This is a genomic window from Empedobacter falsenii, from assembly GCF_013488205.1.
GTDB lineage: Bacteria > Bacteroidota > Bacteroidia > Flavobacteriales > Weeksellaceae > Empedobacter > Empedobacter falsenii_C.
This window is the reverse complement of record NZ_CP040908.1, coordinates 383,128-400,875: the sequence shown is the minus strand read 5'-3', so window position 1 is coordinate 400,875 and position 17,748 is coordinate 383,128. Positions and strand designations below refer to the sequence as shown.

19 protein-coding genes are annotated in these 17,748 nt (G+C 29.4%); 8 read left to right on the top strand and 11 right to left on the bottom strand.

The genetic code is table 11. The features are described 5' to 3' along the window. Both FH779_RS01900 and FH779_RS01895 read right to left on the bottom strand, forming a co-directional pair. Entirely contained in the window at positions 1–381 is a 381-nt protein-coding gene (locus tag FH779_RS01900; protein ID WP_114998930.1) for a PUR family DNA/RNA-binding protein, read from the bottom strand. A 117-nt stretch (positions 382–498) separates the two neighbouring features. After that, entirely contained in the window at positions 499–2,256 is a 1,758-nt protein-coding gene (locus FH779_RS01895) for an ABC transporter ATP-binding protein (protein WP_180905861.1), read from the bottom strand. Positions 2,257–2,321: 65 nt separating this feature from the next. Between FH779_RS01895 and nusB the strand changes: the two genes are divergently transcribed. The 6 genes from nusB (at position 2,322) to FH779_RS01865 (ending at position 7,185) form a co-directional block, all read left to right on the top strand. Then, positions 2,322–3,269: a transcription antitermination factor NusB gene (gene nusB, locus FH779_RS01890; RefSeq protein ID WP_180905860.1), complete on the top strand. Its 948-nt coding sequence runs from the start codon at positions 2,322–2,324 to the stop codon at positions 3,267–3,269. Between the two features lie 44 nt (positions 3,270–3,313). Beyond that, complete coding sequence (locus FH779_RS01885) at positions 3,314–3,805, top strand: DUF1573 domain-containing protein (RefSeq protein WP_114998927.1); 492 nt, start codon at positions 3,314–3,316, stop codon at positions 3,803–3,805. A 24-nt stretch (positions 3,806–3,829) separates the two neighbouring features. Next, positions 3,830–4,186 (top strand): preprotein translocase subunit YajC, encoded by a 357-nt coding sequence (gene yajC, locus FH779_RS01880; RefSeq protein ID WP_125350678.1) that lies wholly within the window; start codon positions 3,830–3,832, stop codon positions 4,184–4,186. Between the two features lie 70 nt (positions 4,187–4,256). Beyond that, positions 4,257–4,859, top strand: a complete 603-nt coding sequence (gene coaE, locus FH779_RS01875) for a dephospho-CoA kinase (protein ID WP_180905859.1) — start codon at positions 4,257–4,259, stop codon at positions 4,857–4,859. Between the two features lie 72 nt (positions 4,860–4,931). After that, the gene (locus FH779_RS01870) at positions 4,932–6,485 is read left to right on the top strand and encodes a sensor histidine kinase (RefSeq protein ID WP_038331121.1); all 1,554 of its coding nucleotides are present in this window, start codon (positions 4,932–4,934) and stop codon (positions 6,483–6,485) included. Positions 6,486–6,489: 4 nt separating this feature from the next. Then, positions 6,490–7,185, top strand: coding sequence for a response regulator transcription factor (locus tag FH779_RS01865; protein WP_019974263.1), 696 nt, complete (start codon positions 6,490–6,492; stop codon positions 7,183–7,185). 60 nt (positions 7,186–7,245) lie between these two features. Here FH779_RS01865 and FH779_RS01860 read toward each other — a convergent pair whose 3' ends face one another. Genes FH779_RS01860 through glf form a run of 3 tightly spaced genes read right to left on the bottom strand, consistent with a single transcriptional unit; the run spans position 7,246 to position 10,271 of the window. Then, positions 7,246–8,262, bottom strand: a complete 1,017-nt coding sequence (locus FH779_RS01860) for a glycosyltransferase family 2 protein (RefSeq protein WP_180905858.1) — start codon at positions 8,260–8,262, stop codon at positions 7,246–7,248. Beyond that, a complete protein-coding gene (locus FH779_RS01855) occupies positions 8,262–9,155 on the bottom strand; it encodes a glycosyltransferase family 2 protein (protein WP_180905857.1) in 894 nt (297 codons plus the stop codon). Before FH779_RS01855 ends, FH779_RS01860 begins: the two co-directional genes overlap by 1 nt. Before the next feature lie 3 nt (positions 9,156–9,158). Continuing rightward, positions 9,159–10,271: a UDP-galactopyranose mutase gene (glf, locus tag FH779_RS01850; protein ID WP_180905856.1), complete on the bottom strand. Its 1,113-nt coding sequence runs from the start codon at positions 10,269–10,271 to the stop codon at positions 9,159–9,161. Positions 10,272–10,399: 128 nt separating this feature from the next. Here glf and FH779_RS01845 point away from each other — a divergent pair, with 128 nt between their 5' ends. Further along, a complete protein-coding gene (locus tag FH779_RS01845) occupies positions 10,400–11,401 on the top strand; it encodes a glycosyltransferase (RefSeq protein WP_180905855.1) in 1,002 nt (333 codons plus the stop codon). Next, the gene (locus FH779_RS01840) at positions 11,391–12,350 is read left to right on the top strand and encodes a glycosyltransferase family 32 protein (RefSeq protein WP_180905854.1); all 960 of its coding nucleotides are present in this window, start codon (positions 11,391–11,393) and stop codon (positions 12,348–12,350) included. The genes FH779_RS01845 and FH779_RS01840 overlap by 11 nt, the downstream gene beginning before the upstream one ends. Here FH779_RS01840 and FH779_RS01835 read toward each other — a convergent pair. The 6 genes from FH779_RS01835 to FH779_RS01810 are packed head-to-tail and all read right to left on the bottom strand — an operon-like array spanning position 12,328 to position 17,747. Then, positions 12,328–13,182: a glycosyltransferase gene (locus FH779_RS01835; protein ID WP_052217492.1), complete on the bottom strand. Its 855-nt coding sequence runs from the start codon at positions 13,180–13,182 to the stop codon at positions 12,328–12,330. The genes FH779_RS01840 and FH779_RS01835 overlap by 23 nt on opposite strands. Further along, a complete protein-coding gene (locus FH779_RS01830; protein ID WP_180905853.1) occupies positions 13,179–14,057 on the bottom strand; it encodes a glycosyltransferase family 2 protein in 879 nt (292 codons plus the stop codon). The genes FH779_RS01835 and FH779_RS01830 overlap by 4 nt, the downstream gene beginning before the upstream one ends. Next, positions 14,058–14,726, bottom strand: a complete 669-nt coding sequence (locus tag FH779_RS01825) for an NAD-dependent epimerase/dehydratase family protein (protein WP_180905852.1) — start codon at positions 14,724–14,726, stop codon at positions 14,058–14,060. Continuing rightward, positions 14,723–15,772 (bottom strand): non-hydrolyzing UDP-N-acetylglucosamine 2-epimerase, encoded by a 1,050-nt coding sequence (wecB, locus tag FH779_RS01820; protein WP_180905851.1) that lies wholly within the window; start codon positions 15,770–15,772, stop codon positions 14,723–14,725. The genes FH779_RS01825 and wecB overlap by 4 nt, the downstream gene beginning before the upstream one ends. Next, the gene (locus tag FH779_RS01815; protein WP_038331106.1) at positions 15,772–16,560 is read right to left on the bottom strand and encodes a glycosyltransferase family 32 protein; all 789 of its coding nucleotides are present in this window, start codon (positions 16,558–16,560) and stop codon (positions 15,772–15,774) included. Before FH779_RS01815 ends, wecB begins: the two co-directional genes overlap by 1 nt. After that, positions 16,557–17,747, bottom strand: a complete 1,191-nt coding sequence (locus FH779_RS01810) for a hypothetical protein (protein WP_180905850.1) — start codon at positions 17,745–17,747, stop codon at positions 16,557–16,559. The genes FH779_RS01815 and FH779_RS01810 overlap by 4 nt, the downstream gene beginning before the upstream one ends. Between the last annotated feature and the right edge of the window lies 1 nt (position 17,748).

Sequence of the window (17,748 nt, the reverse complement as noted above, 5' to 3'; positions counted from 1 at the left end):
CTATATATCGTCAAAATCGATATTGGTAAAAGATTCAACTTGCGTTTCTTCTTTACTCACAACTTTATTTTTTGGATCAAAATCTTTTTGATGTCTTTCCGAAATTACCTCTTGTCCTTTTTGTGCAAAAACAAAATCGGTCGTTTCGTCTAACATATCTTTGAAACTTTCAAAATCTTCTTTGTACAAGTAGATTTTATGTTTTTTGTAATACACATTTCCATCGTCCTGCGTATTTTTTTTACTTTCTGTAATCGTCAAGTAATAATCCCCTGCTCTTGTTTCGCGAACATCGAAGAAATAAGTTCTTCTTCCAGCCCTTAATACCTTTGAAAAGACTCCTTCTGCATCCACCTTTTCTTGGTTTTCAAAATCATTCATAAGTCTAAATAGAGTTTAATTGTTAAATGTTTCCTAACAAATCTAAAAAAAATTAAGAAAACAACAACATTTTAAACAATTATTTTCTATTATTTTATTAAATCTCTATAAATAAACTTAATCTAGCAGTTGTTTATTGTACAATTCATAATAATAACCATGCTTATTTAATAATTCGCCGTTGGAACCATTTTCTAAAACATGACCATCTTCTAAAACCAAAATCTGATCAGCGCGCTTTGCAGAAGACACACGATGCGTAATAATGATGGTTGTTTTACCATTAATTTCAGAAGATAAATTATTTAAGATTTGTTCTTCGGTTTCGGTGTCTACAGCTGATAAACTATCATCAAAGATTAATATTTGTGGATCATTTACCAATGCACGAGCTATAGAAACACGTTGTTTTTGACCTCCAGAAAGCGTCACGCCACGTTCTCCAACAACTGTTTCGTAACGTTCTTTAAATCGATCAATATTGTCATGAACAACCGCTTTTTTCGCAAAAATTTCGGCCGTTTGCTCATCTGTATCATCAGAACCAAACAAAATATTATTGGTTAGCGAATCCGAGAAAAGGAAAGCTTCTTGCGGTACATAACCAATTTCTTCTCGAATAGATTCTACATTAATATCATGAATATTTTTACCATCAATCAAAATTTCACCAGAAGTTGGTTCCAACGAACGCGCAACTAACAAAGCAATTGTCGATTTTCCTGAACCTGTTTTTCCAAGAATCGCTAAAGTTTCACCTTTATTAATTTTGAACGAAACATTATCCAACGCTTTAATTCCAGTGTTTTCGTAGATATACGTCACATTTTTAAATTCGATTGTTCCTTCTACTTCGTGATTCACTAATTGTTTTTCTTTTACATCAGTTTCTGCATTCAAAAACTCGTTGATACGAGACATTGATGCTTCTGCACGTTGTACAACCATCGTAATCCAACCTAAGGAAGTAAATGGCCAAATTAACATATTTAGGTAAAGGAAAAATTGAGCAATAGAACCAATATCCATTGTTCCTTCTATATATTTTACTCCTCCCAAATACAAAATCACCAGATTACTCACTCCAACTACAACAACCATCAATGGTCCAAAAGCTGCCTGAATTTGAGCTAAATTAAGCGCACGTTTCTGATATTCGTCTGCTTCTACTTCGTATTTAGATTTTATAAATTCTTCTGAATTGAATGATTTTATCACGCGAATTCCAGCAAAAGTATCTTGTACAGATGACGAAATCGTAGATTGTTGTTCTTGTACTCGCTTACTTTTCTTGTTAATATTTCGTGCAACATTATAGATTAACAATGATAAAATCGGCAAAGGAGCCAATGTATAAAGCGTTAATTGTTGATCAATTTGCAACATAAAATACGCAATAATCACAACTCGCGATACCAAATCAATCGGATACATAATTCCAGGTCCAAGATACATACGCACCAATCCGACATCTTCGGTAATACGATTCATCAAATCGCCCGTTTTGTGTTTTTTGTAAAAGGACAACGATAATTTTTGATATTTATCGTAAATCACATTTTTCAAATCGAACTCAATATAACGCGATGCCACAATAATCATTTGTCGAGTACCAACCGTCAAAACTCCTCCCAAAACTTTAAAAAAGAAAAACGCCAAACTTGCATACATCAAACCATCTTTCAAAAGATCGAGGTTATCTGTTCCTTCTTTCTTAAAATTTCGTAGCAATTCTTCAACTGTATTGATTGCTTCTCTAATATATGTAACGGAATAAACCTGCACCCAATTGGCACAAATCGTAAAAATGAAGCCCAAAAATATTCTCCATTTATACTTCCATAAAAATTTATTTAACTTTTGTAATGATTTCACAAAACAAAATTACATTCTTTTTTTTACCTTTGCATCAATTTATTAGACGTTATATCATTGAAATTATGTTGGGAAGAAGACAACTACGCGAAAAAGTAATGCAGAATATCTATGCTTACAATAGTTTAGGAACTGAAGGCGAAGAAAGAGCGGTCGAGAAAAATATGATGAAAAGTATCGATCAAATCTACGATTTGTACATTTATCTCCTAAATTTGATCAAAGTTCAAAAGGACATTGCAGAGCATAAAATTGAACTTGCAAAATCAAAAAACTTTCCAACCCAAGAAGATTTAAATCCAAATTTAAAATTTGTTCAGAATAAAATATTCAAAATTATTGAACAAAATCTTGAATTAACTCGTTATTCAACTGACAACAAATTTTTACTTTGGGATATTTATGACTCTTATCCAAACAATATCTTTAAAAATTTGACAGAAAGCGAATTGTACAAAACGTACATGAGCAGTGACAAACATTCTTTTGAGGAAGACAAAGAATTTATCTTGAACTTTTTCGTAGAGTTTATTGCTGAGTATGAAGATTTGCACGATTACTTAGAAGGAATTCAAATCACGTGGGCAGACGATGTACATATTGCAAATGCGATGGTGCATACAACGATAAAATCGTTCCGTCAAAACAGTTCTCCGTTGATTTCTTTGTTCAAAGTTTACAAAGATTTAGATGACAAAAAATTTACTGAAGAATTATTCCGTAAAACTATTCGTCACCAAGCAGAAACTAGAAAAATCATTGACGAAAAAGCTCAAAACTGGGAATTAGATCGTATTGCAACAATCGATTTGATTATTTTGGAAATGGCTTTGACAGAATTTTTATATTTCTCAAACATTCCTGCAAAAGTTACAATCAACGAATATGTGGAATTAGCGAAAAGTTATTCGACAGAAAAATCGCGTGTTTTTGTTAACGGAATCTTAGATAAAACATTAAAAGAGTTAAAAGACAATAATAATTTACCAAAATACGGTAGAGGTTTATTATAATCACTATTTTTTCTTAATTTTGACTAAGACAAATAATTATAAAAATGAAAAGTAAATTATTTATATTAGGTGCATTTGCATTATCATTCGCAATCAGCTCTTGTGGAGAGAAAAAAGCTAGCGACAATTTTACAGCAGAAGAAACAGCTCAACAAGCTGAAAATGTTGTAGATCCAGCTACAGCTCCAGTTTTAACATTAGCAGAAGCGAATCACGATTTTGGAGATGTAAAAGCTAACAATAAAGTAGAAACATATATCAAGTTCAAAAACGATGGTAAATCTCCATTAGTTATTCGCGACGCGTCTGCAACTTGTGGTTGTACTGTTCCTGAATTCCCTTCTACTCCAATTGCAGTAGGAGCTACAGATTCTATCAAAGTTGTGTACACAGCTGGAAACATGAACGGAAAGCAACAAAAAACAGTAACTTTAGTAACTAATACAACAAATGGTCATGAGAAATTTGATATTTCTGCAAACGTTGTTGGAGCTACTGCAAATGATCAAAATGCGCAACAAGCATTTGGACAATAAGTATTAAATCGATAAAATATAAAAATGATTCAAACAATCTTTTTACAAGCTGGTGCACAAGGCGGAGGAATGTCTATGCTTTTGATGTTCGGAGGGATGTTCGTAATTATGTACTTTTTCATGATTCGTCCTCAACAAAAGAAAGCGAAACAAGAAAAACAATTTCAAACGGATATCAAACGTGGTGATCAAGTTGTAACAACTTCTGGAATTCACGGGAAAATCAACGAAATTTATGACGACGCTGTTATCATCGAAACTGGAGCTGGAAAAATTAAATTTGAAAAGGCTGCAATTTCTCGCGAATTAACTGCTGCACGTTATTCAAAAACGACTGACAAAGCTGAGAAATCAGAAAAAGCAGTTGAAGAAAAAAACTAAGTTTAAGGTTAACATATATTTAACTGATTGCCGAAGGAATTATTCTTCGGCATTTTTTTAACTTCAAACCATGAAAAACAACCAACCTTTTGTAGCAGGAATTACTGGCGGAATAGGCTCTGGCAAAAGTACAGCAGCAAAATTCTTCGAAGAATTAGGTATTCCGGTATATAATTCTGACACAAGAGCGAAAACAATTCAGAATGAAAACTCTGAAGTAAAAGTTAAAATTATTGCAACTTTTGGTGAAGAAGCGTACAATGAAAATGGTTTGAATAAACCATTTATTTCAAAACAAGTTTTTCAAAATAATGAAAAATTGAAGCTATTAAATTCAATTGTTCATCCAGCAGTTTTCCAAGATTTTGAAGATTGGAAAAAAGCTCAAAAATCGGACATTGTAATGAAAGAAGCTGCCATTTTAATAGAAAGTGGTAGTTACAAAGATTGCGATGTTGTGATAAGTGTAGTGGTCGATATAGAAACGCGAATTGCACGAACTATAGAAAGAGATGGTTTATCACGAGAAGAAATTCTTGCAAGAATAAACAATCAGATTTCGGACGAAGAACGAATCGCTAAATCAGATTTTATTATTGATAATAATGGAGATTTAGCTCACTTGAAAAATGAAGTGGAACAAACGTTTATCAAAATCAAAAAAATGATTTAATCGTCCAAATTTTAACAAAAAGATAGAAATTAGAAAAGATTAAACTATTTTTAATCATTCAATAAAAAATAAATGAAAAAAGGATTTTATAAAATCTTAATCGTTATCATGAGTGTTGCGCTTATAGGATTGATAATTATTCAATTCTATTGGCTAAACTTGACAATTCAGAATGGTACAGACAGTTTTAACAACAATGTGTACCAAGCGATGAATTATACAACTGAGAAAATAAATAAAAATGAATTAGAGCGTTATTATAAGAAATTCAATAATATACAATCTGATTTAAAATCAAATAAAGATAAACCGCAAGTTGTAACCAATCAAGTCATCAAAGATTCGCTTGGTGTAACGTACGCTTATGTAACGCGCTATGTGGTCGAAAAATCGATGTTGCCATCATCTGGAAAATACAATGACAGCTTAACGAAAGCAAATATTTATTCGCAAGAACGCGTTTTCAAAATAGACAAAGATTCTTCTGCAAGAGGAATTCCGAATCTTAATCTGAATTTTGAGCACGCTTTACAAGACGGAACATTTACGTTGGAAAGTGCTGCGCGTTGGGATGCTGGTTCTACGCCAATCGACAAACGTGTGAATTATGCGATGTTAGATTCGATTTTGAAAAATGAATTACGTAACAGAGGAATTCATCAAGCAATGCCAATTTTGGCAGTTTTGAAAAAAGATTCGACAGAAACAAATGTCAAATCAAAAGATTTCGATCGCAATAAAATAGAGTTTATGGTTCCGCTATTTTTGGATAGAAAGGACCATATCGAATATTATCTAGCAGCGAATTTTGTTAACCGAAATTTAGCCATTGTTGCGCCAACAGTTCCAGTTATTTCGTTGACATTTATCTTAACCATGATTATTATTACGGTTTTCTCCTTGTCAATTTATTACATGCAATTGCAACGCAAAAGTTCAGAAATCAAGACAGATTTCATCAATAATATGACGCACGAATTCAAAACGCCTATTGCAACCATTAATATTGCGTCTGATGCATTGCGCAACGAAAAAATATTTACTGATCCCGAAAAGGTGAAATATTATGCCGATTTGATCAAACAAGAAAACAAACGTATGAATGCTCACGTTGAGATGGTCTTACGAATGTCGAAGCTTGATCGCAATCAAATGGATATGAATTTTCAGGAAGTAAATTTGAATGGCATTGTACAAAAAAGTGTTGAGCCGATAAGATTTATTGTAGAAGAAAGAAATGGTACAATATTTGAAGAATACAATGCAGAACAATCATTTGTAAAAGGAGATCCGTTCCATTTAGAGAATATCGTTATTAATGTATTGGATAATGCTCGAAAATACTCTCCAAACACACCGGAGATTAGAGTAAAAACATACAACAAAGACAACAATTTTTTAATTGAAATTTCTGATAAAGGAATGGGTATGTCGCAAAACGTTCTAAAAAAAATATTTGAACAATTTTATAGAGAAGAAACGGGAAATATACACAATGTAAAAGGTCATGGACTTGGGTTGGCTTATGTCAAAAAAATCGTTCAGCTTCACGGCGGACAAGTTTGGGCAGAAAGTTCAGCAGGAAAAGGAAGTACTTTTTTCATTAAAATTCCTCTAAAATCATAGATCAATGAGTGATAAACAACGATTACTTTTAGTAGAAGATGATCCAAGCTTCGGAAGTGTATTAAAGGATTATTTGGTTATAAACGATTTTGACGTAACGCACGCAATCGACGGTGAGGATGGTCTTGCCAAATTTAAAGAAAGTGATTATGATCTATGCATCCTTGATGTAATGATGCCTAAAAAAGATGGTTTTACATTAGGAAAAGAGATCAAAGAACTAAAAAGTGAACAACCAATTATATTTTTAACAGCGAAAAACATGCGCGAGGATGTTTTGAATGGTTACAAAATTGGAGCAGACGATTATGTCTTAAAACCATTTGATTCGGAAGTTTTATTGTACAAAATAAAAGCTGTTTTACAACGTAATTCTGGCGAAGAAGAAAAATTTGAACAAGAAGATTTCAAAATTGGTAAGTTTACGTTCAATGCAAAATTGAGACAATTAATTTACGATGGTAAATCTCAAAAACTTTCGCCAAAAGAAAACGAATTATTACGTTTATTGGCAGTTTACAAAAATGATTTAATGCCTCGTGAGATTGCCTTAACACGTATTTGGCACGATGATAATTACTTTACATCACGTTCTATGGACGTATATATTGCGAAATTACGTAAGTATTTGAAGAAAGATCCAGCAGTAGAAATCGTGAATATTCACGGTGAAGGATTCCGACTTTTAATTCAGGAATAAGATTAATCTTTATAGAAAAAAACCTCAACTACGTTGAGGTTTTTTTATGGTATTATATTTTTAATTATCGACTTCTGCTCCTAAATTTCTGTATTGTTGGCGAAAATTTTCAGCCCATTTAAACCATTCATCATATTGTGCATCAGGATGATTTTCTTTATCTAAAAAAAATTTGATATAATCATCAGAAAAATCTTTTGGATAATTTTGCATGGCGTCAAACTCTTTATTTAACCAAGCTTCGTTTAGAATTGAGTTTACTTTATCTATTGATAAATTAATATTATAATCATGGTATTGTCCAGATGCAGATGACTTAAAAGTGGTCTTCATTTTTTCATCTTTTGTTCGAGTGACCAGGTTTCTATTTTTCTTATTTTTTCCAAACCATACTGCAGCATTTTTCAGTTGAATTTTTTCATCCAAGTGATTAATAGAGTCTTTCCACATGTACAACCAATAATCTTTTTTATAAACTCCCATTAGAATAGAGTTCAAAATCCAATATTTTCTTCTTGTATGATTATCAACTAAACCTAATTTATAAAGAATCGTAAAAAATTTGAATTTATTGAACATAAATAAGTTCATAATAAATTGATTAGAAGTAAATGTTTTTAAGGGGTAAGTTGTTTCTAATTCATTAGAAAGAGATAAAACTTCAGAATAATTATCATCTGAGTAGATACCTAAAATTCCAAGTTTTGTTAGATGAATATTATGTAATTTCATATAACCAACTAACTCATCACAATTAATTTCTTTGGTAAACCAAACATCATCTTCTGTAATCAAAAAATAGTCTGATGCATTTTCTACAGCCTTTCTCCATGATTCAGTAGGAATATTGAATCCGTCGTTTATCAAATTATTTCCGATGTTAAACGATTTTTTCTCGTAATTTTCTGTTTTAAAAATTTCTACTTCGTATAAAGAGGATATTTTATCTAAATACTTCTGAGGAGTACCATCATCAACAATGATTACTTTATAGTTTCCTAGGACATTCTCTTTAATTGATTGTAAACAGCGATGCAAATAGTATGGACGATTATATGACTTTATAATTATATCCATTAATTTTTCAATTTATAAATAATCGCTTGAAATGTTGAAACTGGACTTCTAAAAAAACATTCAGCCAATGGAATTAAAAAAGCAGGATTTTTTTCATTTAATAAATAATTAAACTTTTTATACATCACTTCTGATCTAGATTTCCCTAAGATTTCCTTTCTTTTTTGTCCATAAATTTTTCGACGATCCAACGCTCTCTCTTTTATGATATGATGATCGCGGTAAGTGATATAACTTTTTTTAAATCCTTGAGAAATTCCAGTCGGAGAGATACGATAAAAATAAAGTGGTTGCTCTACGAAATCTACTTCACCTACTTCCTCTACTTTATAATACCAATCTTGATCTAAAGCATTTCTCATCGTTCTGTCAATGTTACCATTTTCGATAAACTTCAATCTATTAAACACAAAAAAATGAGTCATTGCAGACTTTCCATATTCTAAATAAGTAATTCCATTTGGAATTTTAGTACTTGTTTTACAAACTTCTACAGGATTAAGATCTTTATCACAAATCCAATGTTGAGAATATAAACCAGCTAAATTTGGTTTTTCTTGTAAACGAGATAACATTACTTCTAATGCTTCTGGCACCAACGCATCATCAGGATCAATAATACCTACATAATCTGCTTTTGCAAGATTAATTGCATCATAAATAGCTTGTCCATAACCACCATTCTGTTTCTGTTGATAGAATGATATACGTTCATCTTTCGGAACATATTCTTTAATAATTTCTACAGATTCATCCGTTGAACAGTCATCTAAAATTAACAACTCAAAATTTTCGAATGTTTGAGCTAATACACTTTCTATTCCTTTTCTCAAATAATGTGCATTATTGTAATTACACATTAATAAGGTAATCGCAGGTTTATTTTCGGACATGATTTAGTTTTTATTAGGAATATTCTTCATTTTGACCAAGGCAGAACCAAAAACTTGATGCATATCGTAATATTTATACTCAGCAAGTCGACCTCCAAAAATTACATTTGATAATTCTTTACTTAATGTTTTATACTCTGAGAAAATAGCATCATTTTCTTTATTATTGATAGGATAATAAGGCTCTTTGTCCAAGTTCCAATCATCAGAATATTCTTTGGTGATATAGGTGTTTGGTTGAGTACCGTACTCAAAGTGCTTATGTTCAATAATACGTGTATACTTTTCGTCGTGAGAAGTATAATTCACAACTGCTACTCCTTGATAATTTTCTTGATCAAGTATTTCATTTTCAAAACGTAAACTTCTATAATTCAATTGTCCAAATTTATAATCAAAAAAGGCATCAATTGGACCTGTATAGATTATATTTTCAGCAATATTATTCCAATCTTCTCTATTTTGAAAATAATCAGTTTCTAACCGAACTTCTACTCCTTCTAATAATTTTTCAAAAATTTGAGTATAGCCACCAATCGGAATTCCTTGGTATTTATCGTTAAAATAATTGTTATCGTATGTAAAACGAACTGGTAAACGTTTTATAATAAAAGCTGGTAAATTAGTAGCTTCTGTTCCCCATTGTTTCTCTGTATACTCTTTAATTAATTTATTATAAATATCAAACCCAACTAAAGAAATTGCTTGTTCTTCTAAATTTGATGGATTTTCAACTCCAAATTCGTTCGCTTGTTGAGCAATAATTGCTCTTGCTTCATCAGGAGTTTTTACATTCCATAGTTGATGGAACGTATTCATATTAAACGGTAGATTGTAGATTTCTCCTTTATAATTTGCTATTGGCGAATTTGTATATCGATTAAATTCTGCAAATTGATTCACATAATCCCAAATCGATTTATCATTTGTATGAAAAATATGTGCGCCATATTTATGGACATTAATTCCTTCTATATTTTCTGTAAAACAATTCCCAGCAATGTGACTTCTTTTCTCTATTACAAGACATTTATAGCCCTTCTTTGTTAATTCATAAGCCGAAACAGCTCCAAAAATTCCTGCTCCGATAATAAGATAATCATATTGATTATTCATAGAATTTAGTTTGATTTGATTTACAAATCTACAAATTTTACATCTATTAACTACTTTATTACAAGAATACTAAATTGTAAAAAAACATTCATCTCTTTTTATTAAATTTGTTTCATAAAACCTATCAGATGAACACTCCTTTAGTTAGTATCAATATTCCAGTTTATAAATGCGAAAACTACATTATTAGATGCTTAGAATCAGTAAAAAACCAAACATATCAACATTTAGAAATTATTTTGGTTAATGATTGTACACCTGATAACAGTGTTCAACTAATTGAAAAATTTTCTGAATCAAACCCAAATCTAACTATTAAGATTATTCATTTAGAATCGAATCAAGGGCTATCTGTTGTTAGGAATCGTGGAATTGAAGAATCTATAGGTAAGTACATTTATTTTTTGGATAGTGATGATGATATCATAGTCGATTGTATTGAGAAATTAGTAGAAAATGTTCTTATAAATAATACAGAAATGGTTATTTCTCAAAATAGATGGATTAATACATTCGATCAATCTATTAAAGATTTTGGATTTCCTACTTTATCAAAAAAGAAAGTTTATGAAACTAACTCAGAAATTTTTGAAGCTTATTGTAAAGGTTTTTTCCCTGTTTCTTCGTGGAATAAATTGGTTGATTTAGATTTCATTAAGCAAAACAAAATTTATTTTATTCCAGGATTATATGCTCAAGATGAATTGTGGATGTTTCATTGTATGGAAAAAATCAATTCATTATCGATTATAGATAATATTACTTACAATTATTATTTGCATGCTAATTCTGTTATATTTAATCGAACAAAGAGAAACTCAGAAAATCATCAGACAATATTAGAATGGATTGTTAAATCGTATAGAAATACTTCTGATTCTAATCGTAAAAAATTAATACGAGGTTGGATTGTTAATTTTAAAAAACTAATTATTCAAATGCAATGGAAGGTGTTAAAAGATGAGGAGTATTATAAAATAAACTATAATAGAATGAAGAAAGCTCCATCTCTTACATTTTCAGACTATTTAAGCTCAGACTTTTCTAAAGAACAAAAAAAGGAAAATTTGTTATTAAATCTTCCTACTAATATTGGATTTAAAATTTTTAAAAAGCGTTATGAAGGGTAATTACATTGATAAACTTAAAACAATCCAATGGATACTTTTTTATAAAATAAACCTTATCAAATTAAAGTATATTGGTGATAAAAAAATAATCAGCCATAATTCTTTATACAAGAAAAAAATAAAAATTGGAGAAACTAATGATTATATTGAAAAGTATATATGGTCATATTGGAACAACACCGATATTCCTTCTGAAATAATAAATTATGTTGAATCAAATCGTAAGATTAATTCAAACTTTAAATATATTGTCGTAAACGAGATTAATCTTTATGAATACATACCTGATTTTCCGAAAGATATTAATTTCCCTAGTGTTCAACATAAAGCTGATTTAATACGTTTGATGTTATTAAATAAATTTGGTGGAATTTGGATTGATATAACAACTATATTAACAAAATCATTAGAATGGATTATTGAAATACAACAAAAATATAAAATTGAATATGTAGGATATTATAACCCTAATATGATGATTAGTGATAATAGTATGCCCATGATAGAAAATTGGTTTATGGCTTCAACAAAAAATTCCTTATTTATACAGAATTGGCTAAATGAATTTCTAAATGCTCTTTACAGCCAAAATCCTAGACAATATTATCAAAAAGATGCTGACTTTGAAAAAATAAGACAAAATATTAACACTCCTTTTGATCGAACTTTTACTATGCATCTTTCGGCCCAAAAAATATTGTATTCTAATAACGCCTATTCATATTATCTAATAAACGCTGAAGATGATGGACTTTTCTTTAATTACTCTTCAAAAAATAGAGTTGATTATTGCTCGAGTTTATTAATTAGAAATTTCATTCAGCTACCTCCTGTAATTAAAATAACAGGTGGAGACCGTATAAAATTAAATGATTTTATACGACAAAGAATCTATTCAAAATATTCTATTTTTTATAAATATGGAATTATAAATAATCGTCAAAATTAGGCATTAATCTTTTATCATAAATAATCTGGTTATGATATTTTAAAGATAGAGGAACCATTATTCTAGATAAAATTTCAAACCATTCTATTGGATACCCTTTATTAAAGCCTCTATCTATACCTGGATTTTTTATTAATTCTTCATGATAGTAATCTAATCTTTTATGCAACTCTTGGTACCATTCTGCAACATAAGGTGAATAAGGTTTACATATAAAACCACAATTTCCAATACATAATTTATAATACTTAAATATATCTTTATTCAATTCTTTATTAAGATCTTTACCTCCCATTTTCGTAGGATCAAACTCAGGATAACCAGCAATCATTTTGCTAGGATCAGCTTCCAAGCTTTCAAATATAGGCTGCCAATTACTATTATTTCTTTTAATATCACTGTAGCCCCCTCCGTAATGATACATAAAATAGCATCTCAAATAATCAGATTTATGAACTAAAGAAAGATATTGATAAGCAGGATGTAGAGGATAATCAGATAAAATATAATTATCTAAATTAAATATTGTTATTAACTTTACTTCAACTCCTAAATTATTTCTTAAAATCTCTAAGCTCTCTACTCTATTTTTTGTTACTTCATTGTTCCCTGTCCAAAAACAGTAAACAACTCTATCAATTTTATCTACAAAGTTTTCCTGATTTTTTATTTCTAATTGATTATTTAGAAAATGATTTTTATACTTATTATCATTATAAACATAAGGGACTATTTTATGATAATTAGCTCTGTATACAGTTCTAAGTTTTATAAAAAAGTAATAAAAAATCTTGAGCTTTTTCCTTGTTAATAATAAAATTTTTTCTTTCATTTTTTAAATAAATAAAATTGAATCATCTCAAAAAAACTAAGGTTTTTTCTTAATATTTCTTTTTGACTTGAATTGATATTACTTGTATAATACACTAATTTTTTCACCAAGTTTTTTCTATCTTTTTTTTTGAACCTTGCTTCATGTTTTTCAAGTAAATCATTGTAAAAATAGCTCATTGCTATTTTCTTAAATTTTGATACTTTTGGGCTTATATTCATTGTTAATTGAATTTGGCTCCTTCTTATCGCTACAAACGCATTATTTGATACTTCTATATTTTCCATTCCAAATTCAAAAACTAACATTGCATCACTTCGCCATGCTAATGGATATTTTTTTATACCAAGTTGGTTATAAACACTTCGCGAAAAAATATTTTCAGAAATTGAAATCCAATATACTTGATTAAGATCATTCAGAAGATGCTCTGTTGAATTGAGATTTTCAATCTGAGGAAACTCTTGTAAAATTTCACTTTTTGCTGAAACTTTTAGCATTTTGAATCTTAACAAATCAAACTTCTTTTTTTCATCAAGAATTTTATAAAAAGTTTCAACAAAATTGTTGCTTACATAATCATCATCACCTAATATCTGTATATAATCTTCATTTTGTGTAAGAGAAATACATCTTTCCCATTGTTCAACTAACTTACCTTCTCCTCCAAGATTCTCTTCAAAAAAATGATATTTGAAATCGAAATTATTTTTGTATTTTCCTAAAATATCATCAAAATTTTCAGGACTTGCATCGTTTCCAATATAAAGATTAAATCTTTTATCTGTTTGGTTGAAAAGAGTGTCAAGTGTCTCTTCAAAAAAATCTCTTTTAAAAAGAGGTATAACAATGGCTAATTTGTTTGAAGAATTCATTTAATAATATTTTTCTATTAATTGATGTAAATAATCAGTTTTATCACTCAAATCAAATACATAATCCAACTCATGTACATCTATTGAGTAATGTTCTCCTTTATTCTCAATATTTTTATTTGCTTTTTTAAATAGAATTTGTTCAAAAACCTCTATTATTTCTAGGATATTAAAATTCTCTGTGTATGCCACATTGATGATCTTATTCCAATCTTTTGAAGCAATATATTTCATCGTAATATTTTTTACATCTTCTACGTCTATTAAATTCCGTGTTGCTTGTTGATGAACAACTAATTCTTGGTCATTCAAAATTTGACGAGATATATAATTCATTAGCAAATTAGGATTTCCTCCTCTTCCAACAGCGTTACTAACTCTTAAAATAAGAAAATGTTTTGCTTTTTGTTTGATGATTTCCTCGATATGCAATTTATGTAAAACGTACAAAGAATTGTATTTTGAAGAGTCGTATATAGAGCATGTACTAAAATAAACAAACAACTTTTCAGGATTATTTGCTAATGTATCCTCAACTAAATTTTGTTCACGTAAAAATTCACCCTTTCTAGTTTCAGAAGAATTAGAAACGCCTGAAGCAAAGAAAACAACCTCATCCAAATCTACTTCTGTAAATAAATTTGCGATCAATCCTTTTCCAACAATCATATCCTATCAAATATTAATTGAGAAGCACAACCATTCCCAAAAGGATTAATAAAAGTATTAGAACTTCTATTTAATTCTTTGTAAAACTCTTTCTTTATTTTATCCTTATCAGCTCCCACTAATATACCACAACCACAATCTAATACTTCTGGTCGTTCGGTTTCGTCTCTAAGAATAATGATTCTTTTTTGTAAAGTTGGGGCTTCCTCTTGTATTCCTCCTGAGTCTGAGATTAATAATCTTGATTTTGCCATAAGTTTTACAGCATCAATATAATTTAGAGGTTCTATAAAATTAATATTGTCTGGGATCTCTTTAAAAGCTTCAAAAATAAATTTCCTAGTATTTGGATTTGGGTGAAGACTCCAATGAAAAATTATTTCAGGGTTTTCTTCCGCTAATTCTCTAATTGCACTACAAATCGAATACATATTCTCTCCTATGTTTTCTCTTCTATGGGCTGTTATAAAAACATCATTACCATACTCTAAATTGACATTTTCTTTGTCTAAAACATAGTGTAACAAATCAATAATTGTATTTCCTGTTATTACAACTTTAGATTCGTTAATGTTCTCTGCCAATAAATTATTAGCTGCTAAACTTGTTGGAGCGAAATTAAGATCCGATGTTAATGAAACTACTCGTCGATTATATTCTTCTGGAAACGGGAAGTGTATATCATCAGTTCTCAGTCCAGCTTCTATATGGTAAAATTTCCTTTTCTCTACAAATGCAACTACAGATGATGCTAAAACAGTAAAAGTATCTCCTTGTGCTATAATTTTTTCAATAGATTCCTCTTTTACTACTTCTGCTATATCATTAATTAATTTAGCTAAAAGGTTTGAATTTGAAAATTCACTAGATTGAACTTTTAGATTATAATTTGCCTTAAAATTAAACAAATCTTCCATCTCTGTTAGCATAGATGTATGCTGACCTGTATTAATTGTAATAAAGTCAATTTTTCGTTTCTGGGCTTCTAATATTAATGGATAAACTTTTAGAAACTCTGGTCTTGTGCCGTAAATTATTGCAATCATTATCGTTTACTAAAAAGATTATTTAATACATACCTAACGATCATTCTAAAAGGTATTTGATTTAATACTTTATCAACCTCAATCATTTTATGATTAAAAATTACATTATGTACTTCCTTTTTCCCATTCTCTATTTCTGAAAAAACTCTAGTTTTATAGTACGCATGGACATAATCTTTGAAAGGGTTTGGATAATCTCTATCATGCCAAGTTCCTACAAAATGATGAGATGCATAATTCTTAGGTAAATCCAAACAAAAATAGGTAGAAGGATAAATTACGATTCCATCTTTACCTTCTTGTAATTCATCTCGATTTGGATCAATGCCATATTCTTTTACTAACAAATCTGATACAAACACAGTATTAGTTGTTAAATCAAAACTTGTTTTTTCATTGTAAAAATCTATTACACGTTTAGCCCATGGATGTCCTTTTTCTGTAGCCCATAATGCTGTAAAAGGCGAACCTTTGATTTCAAACCCTGAAAATGCGCGATGAACTAAAAATTCGTCTAATGAAAACTTGACTTCTACATCAATATCCATATAAATCCCTCCCATTTCATACAAAGCTAATGCACGGGCATAATCAGAAACAAATGCCCATTTCTTTGATTCAGCAGCTAACTTTACATATTCACAACAATTGATATCGAAATTGGTTTCGTTCCACTCAATTATTTCATAATCGGGTAAGATTTTCTTCCAACTATCAAGACAGATATAAAAAGATTCTGGCTTTGGATTACCTCCAAACCAACAGTAATGGATTATTTTTGGGATCATTTAGGATAGTTATTTCTTATATTATCGATACTTAATTTAAGATTATTTATAGATTCATTATAAATAATATCAGATAATTCCTTTATATTACTCTGTAACGATTTGTATTTGTATGAGTTAATATTAATTGCTTTGTTCATTATTACTGAAAGTTCAGAATTAGATTCAAATATCAAAGCATTATTTTTGTTTAATCTATAAAAATTTGAAAAGTCTTTATGAATTATAGCTGGTTTCGAAAAACCTAGTATAATTTGCCAGCTTCCAGTAACTGAACCATCTTTAAATCTTAACTGATTGTCTATTTCAGGATTTAACATTGGAATAATAAAATCAGCATTATTATAAATTTCCCATAGTTTTGTAAAATTAATGATTCCTGTCCTACTGATATAATTTTGTAAATTATCTGGTATTTCATCAACCACAGATCTTCCAGCGATAATTACACTAAAATTCGTAATATTTTGATTAATCAAATTCTTACATGCATTAAATAATAGTTCTATATTTTGATTTTCATTAACAATTGCTACAAAAATATTATTCCCCGATAGTGTAGTTGGTTTAATATTTCCAAAATAATGAGGATTTAGCATAGGAATATTGTATTGACCAGCCAATGTAAAACTTCTATTTTGTTCTATGTATTTTTCATGACCATAGTCTTTTACAAAAGGGATTACATTATGTTCTACCATAAAAATTCCATGTTTTGCTTGCGGTTCAAATCCAAGCCAATTGACATAAGACGTCCTAAGGTTATCAGAAGATATTACAGAAGTAGCAAAAAAGACAAAATCATAATTTTTAATTTTTGATAGTTTCAATGCTTTTTTCTGATACTTCAGAGATAAATAATAAATCTTTGGTACTTTTGGATAATATTGATATGCAAAATCTTCTCTTAAATTTGGTTGCGCTATAACATCAACCTCATAGCCTAAATCTTGAAAATATTTACAATAACCTGGTTGTATTTCAAAATGATAAGGATTAGGCTCTACAATAAGAATAGACTTTTCAGCTACCTCGGAATTAATAATTTTTTTAATATTTTTTTTTGTCTTAAAATCTTTTCTAAGAATAGAAGGAATTTGTAAAAATTCTTTTCGCTTTTTACGGCGAATATTATTAGAATAAAATAGACAAATAAAATTAACTAAGTATCTATAAATAGTTTTCATT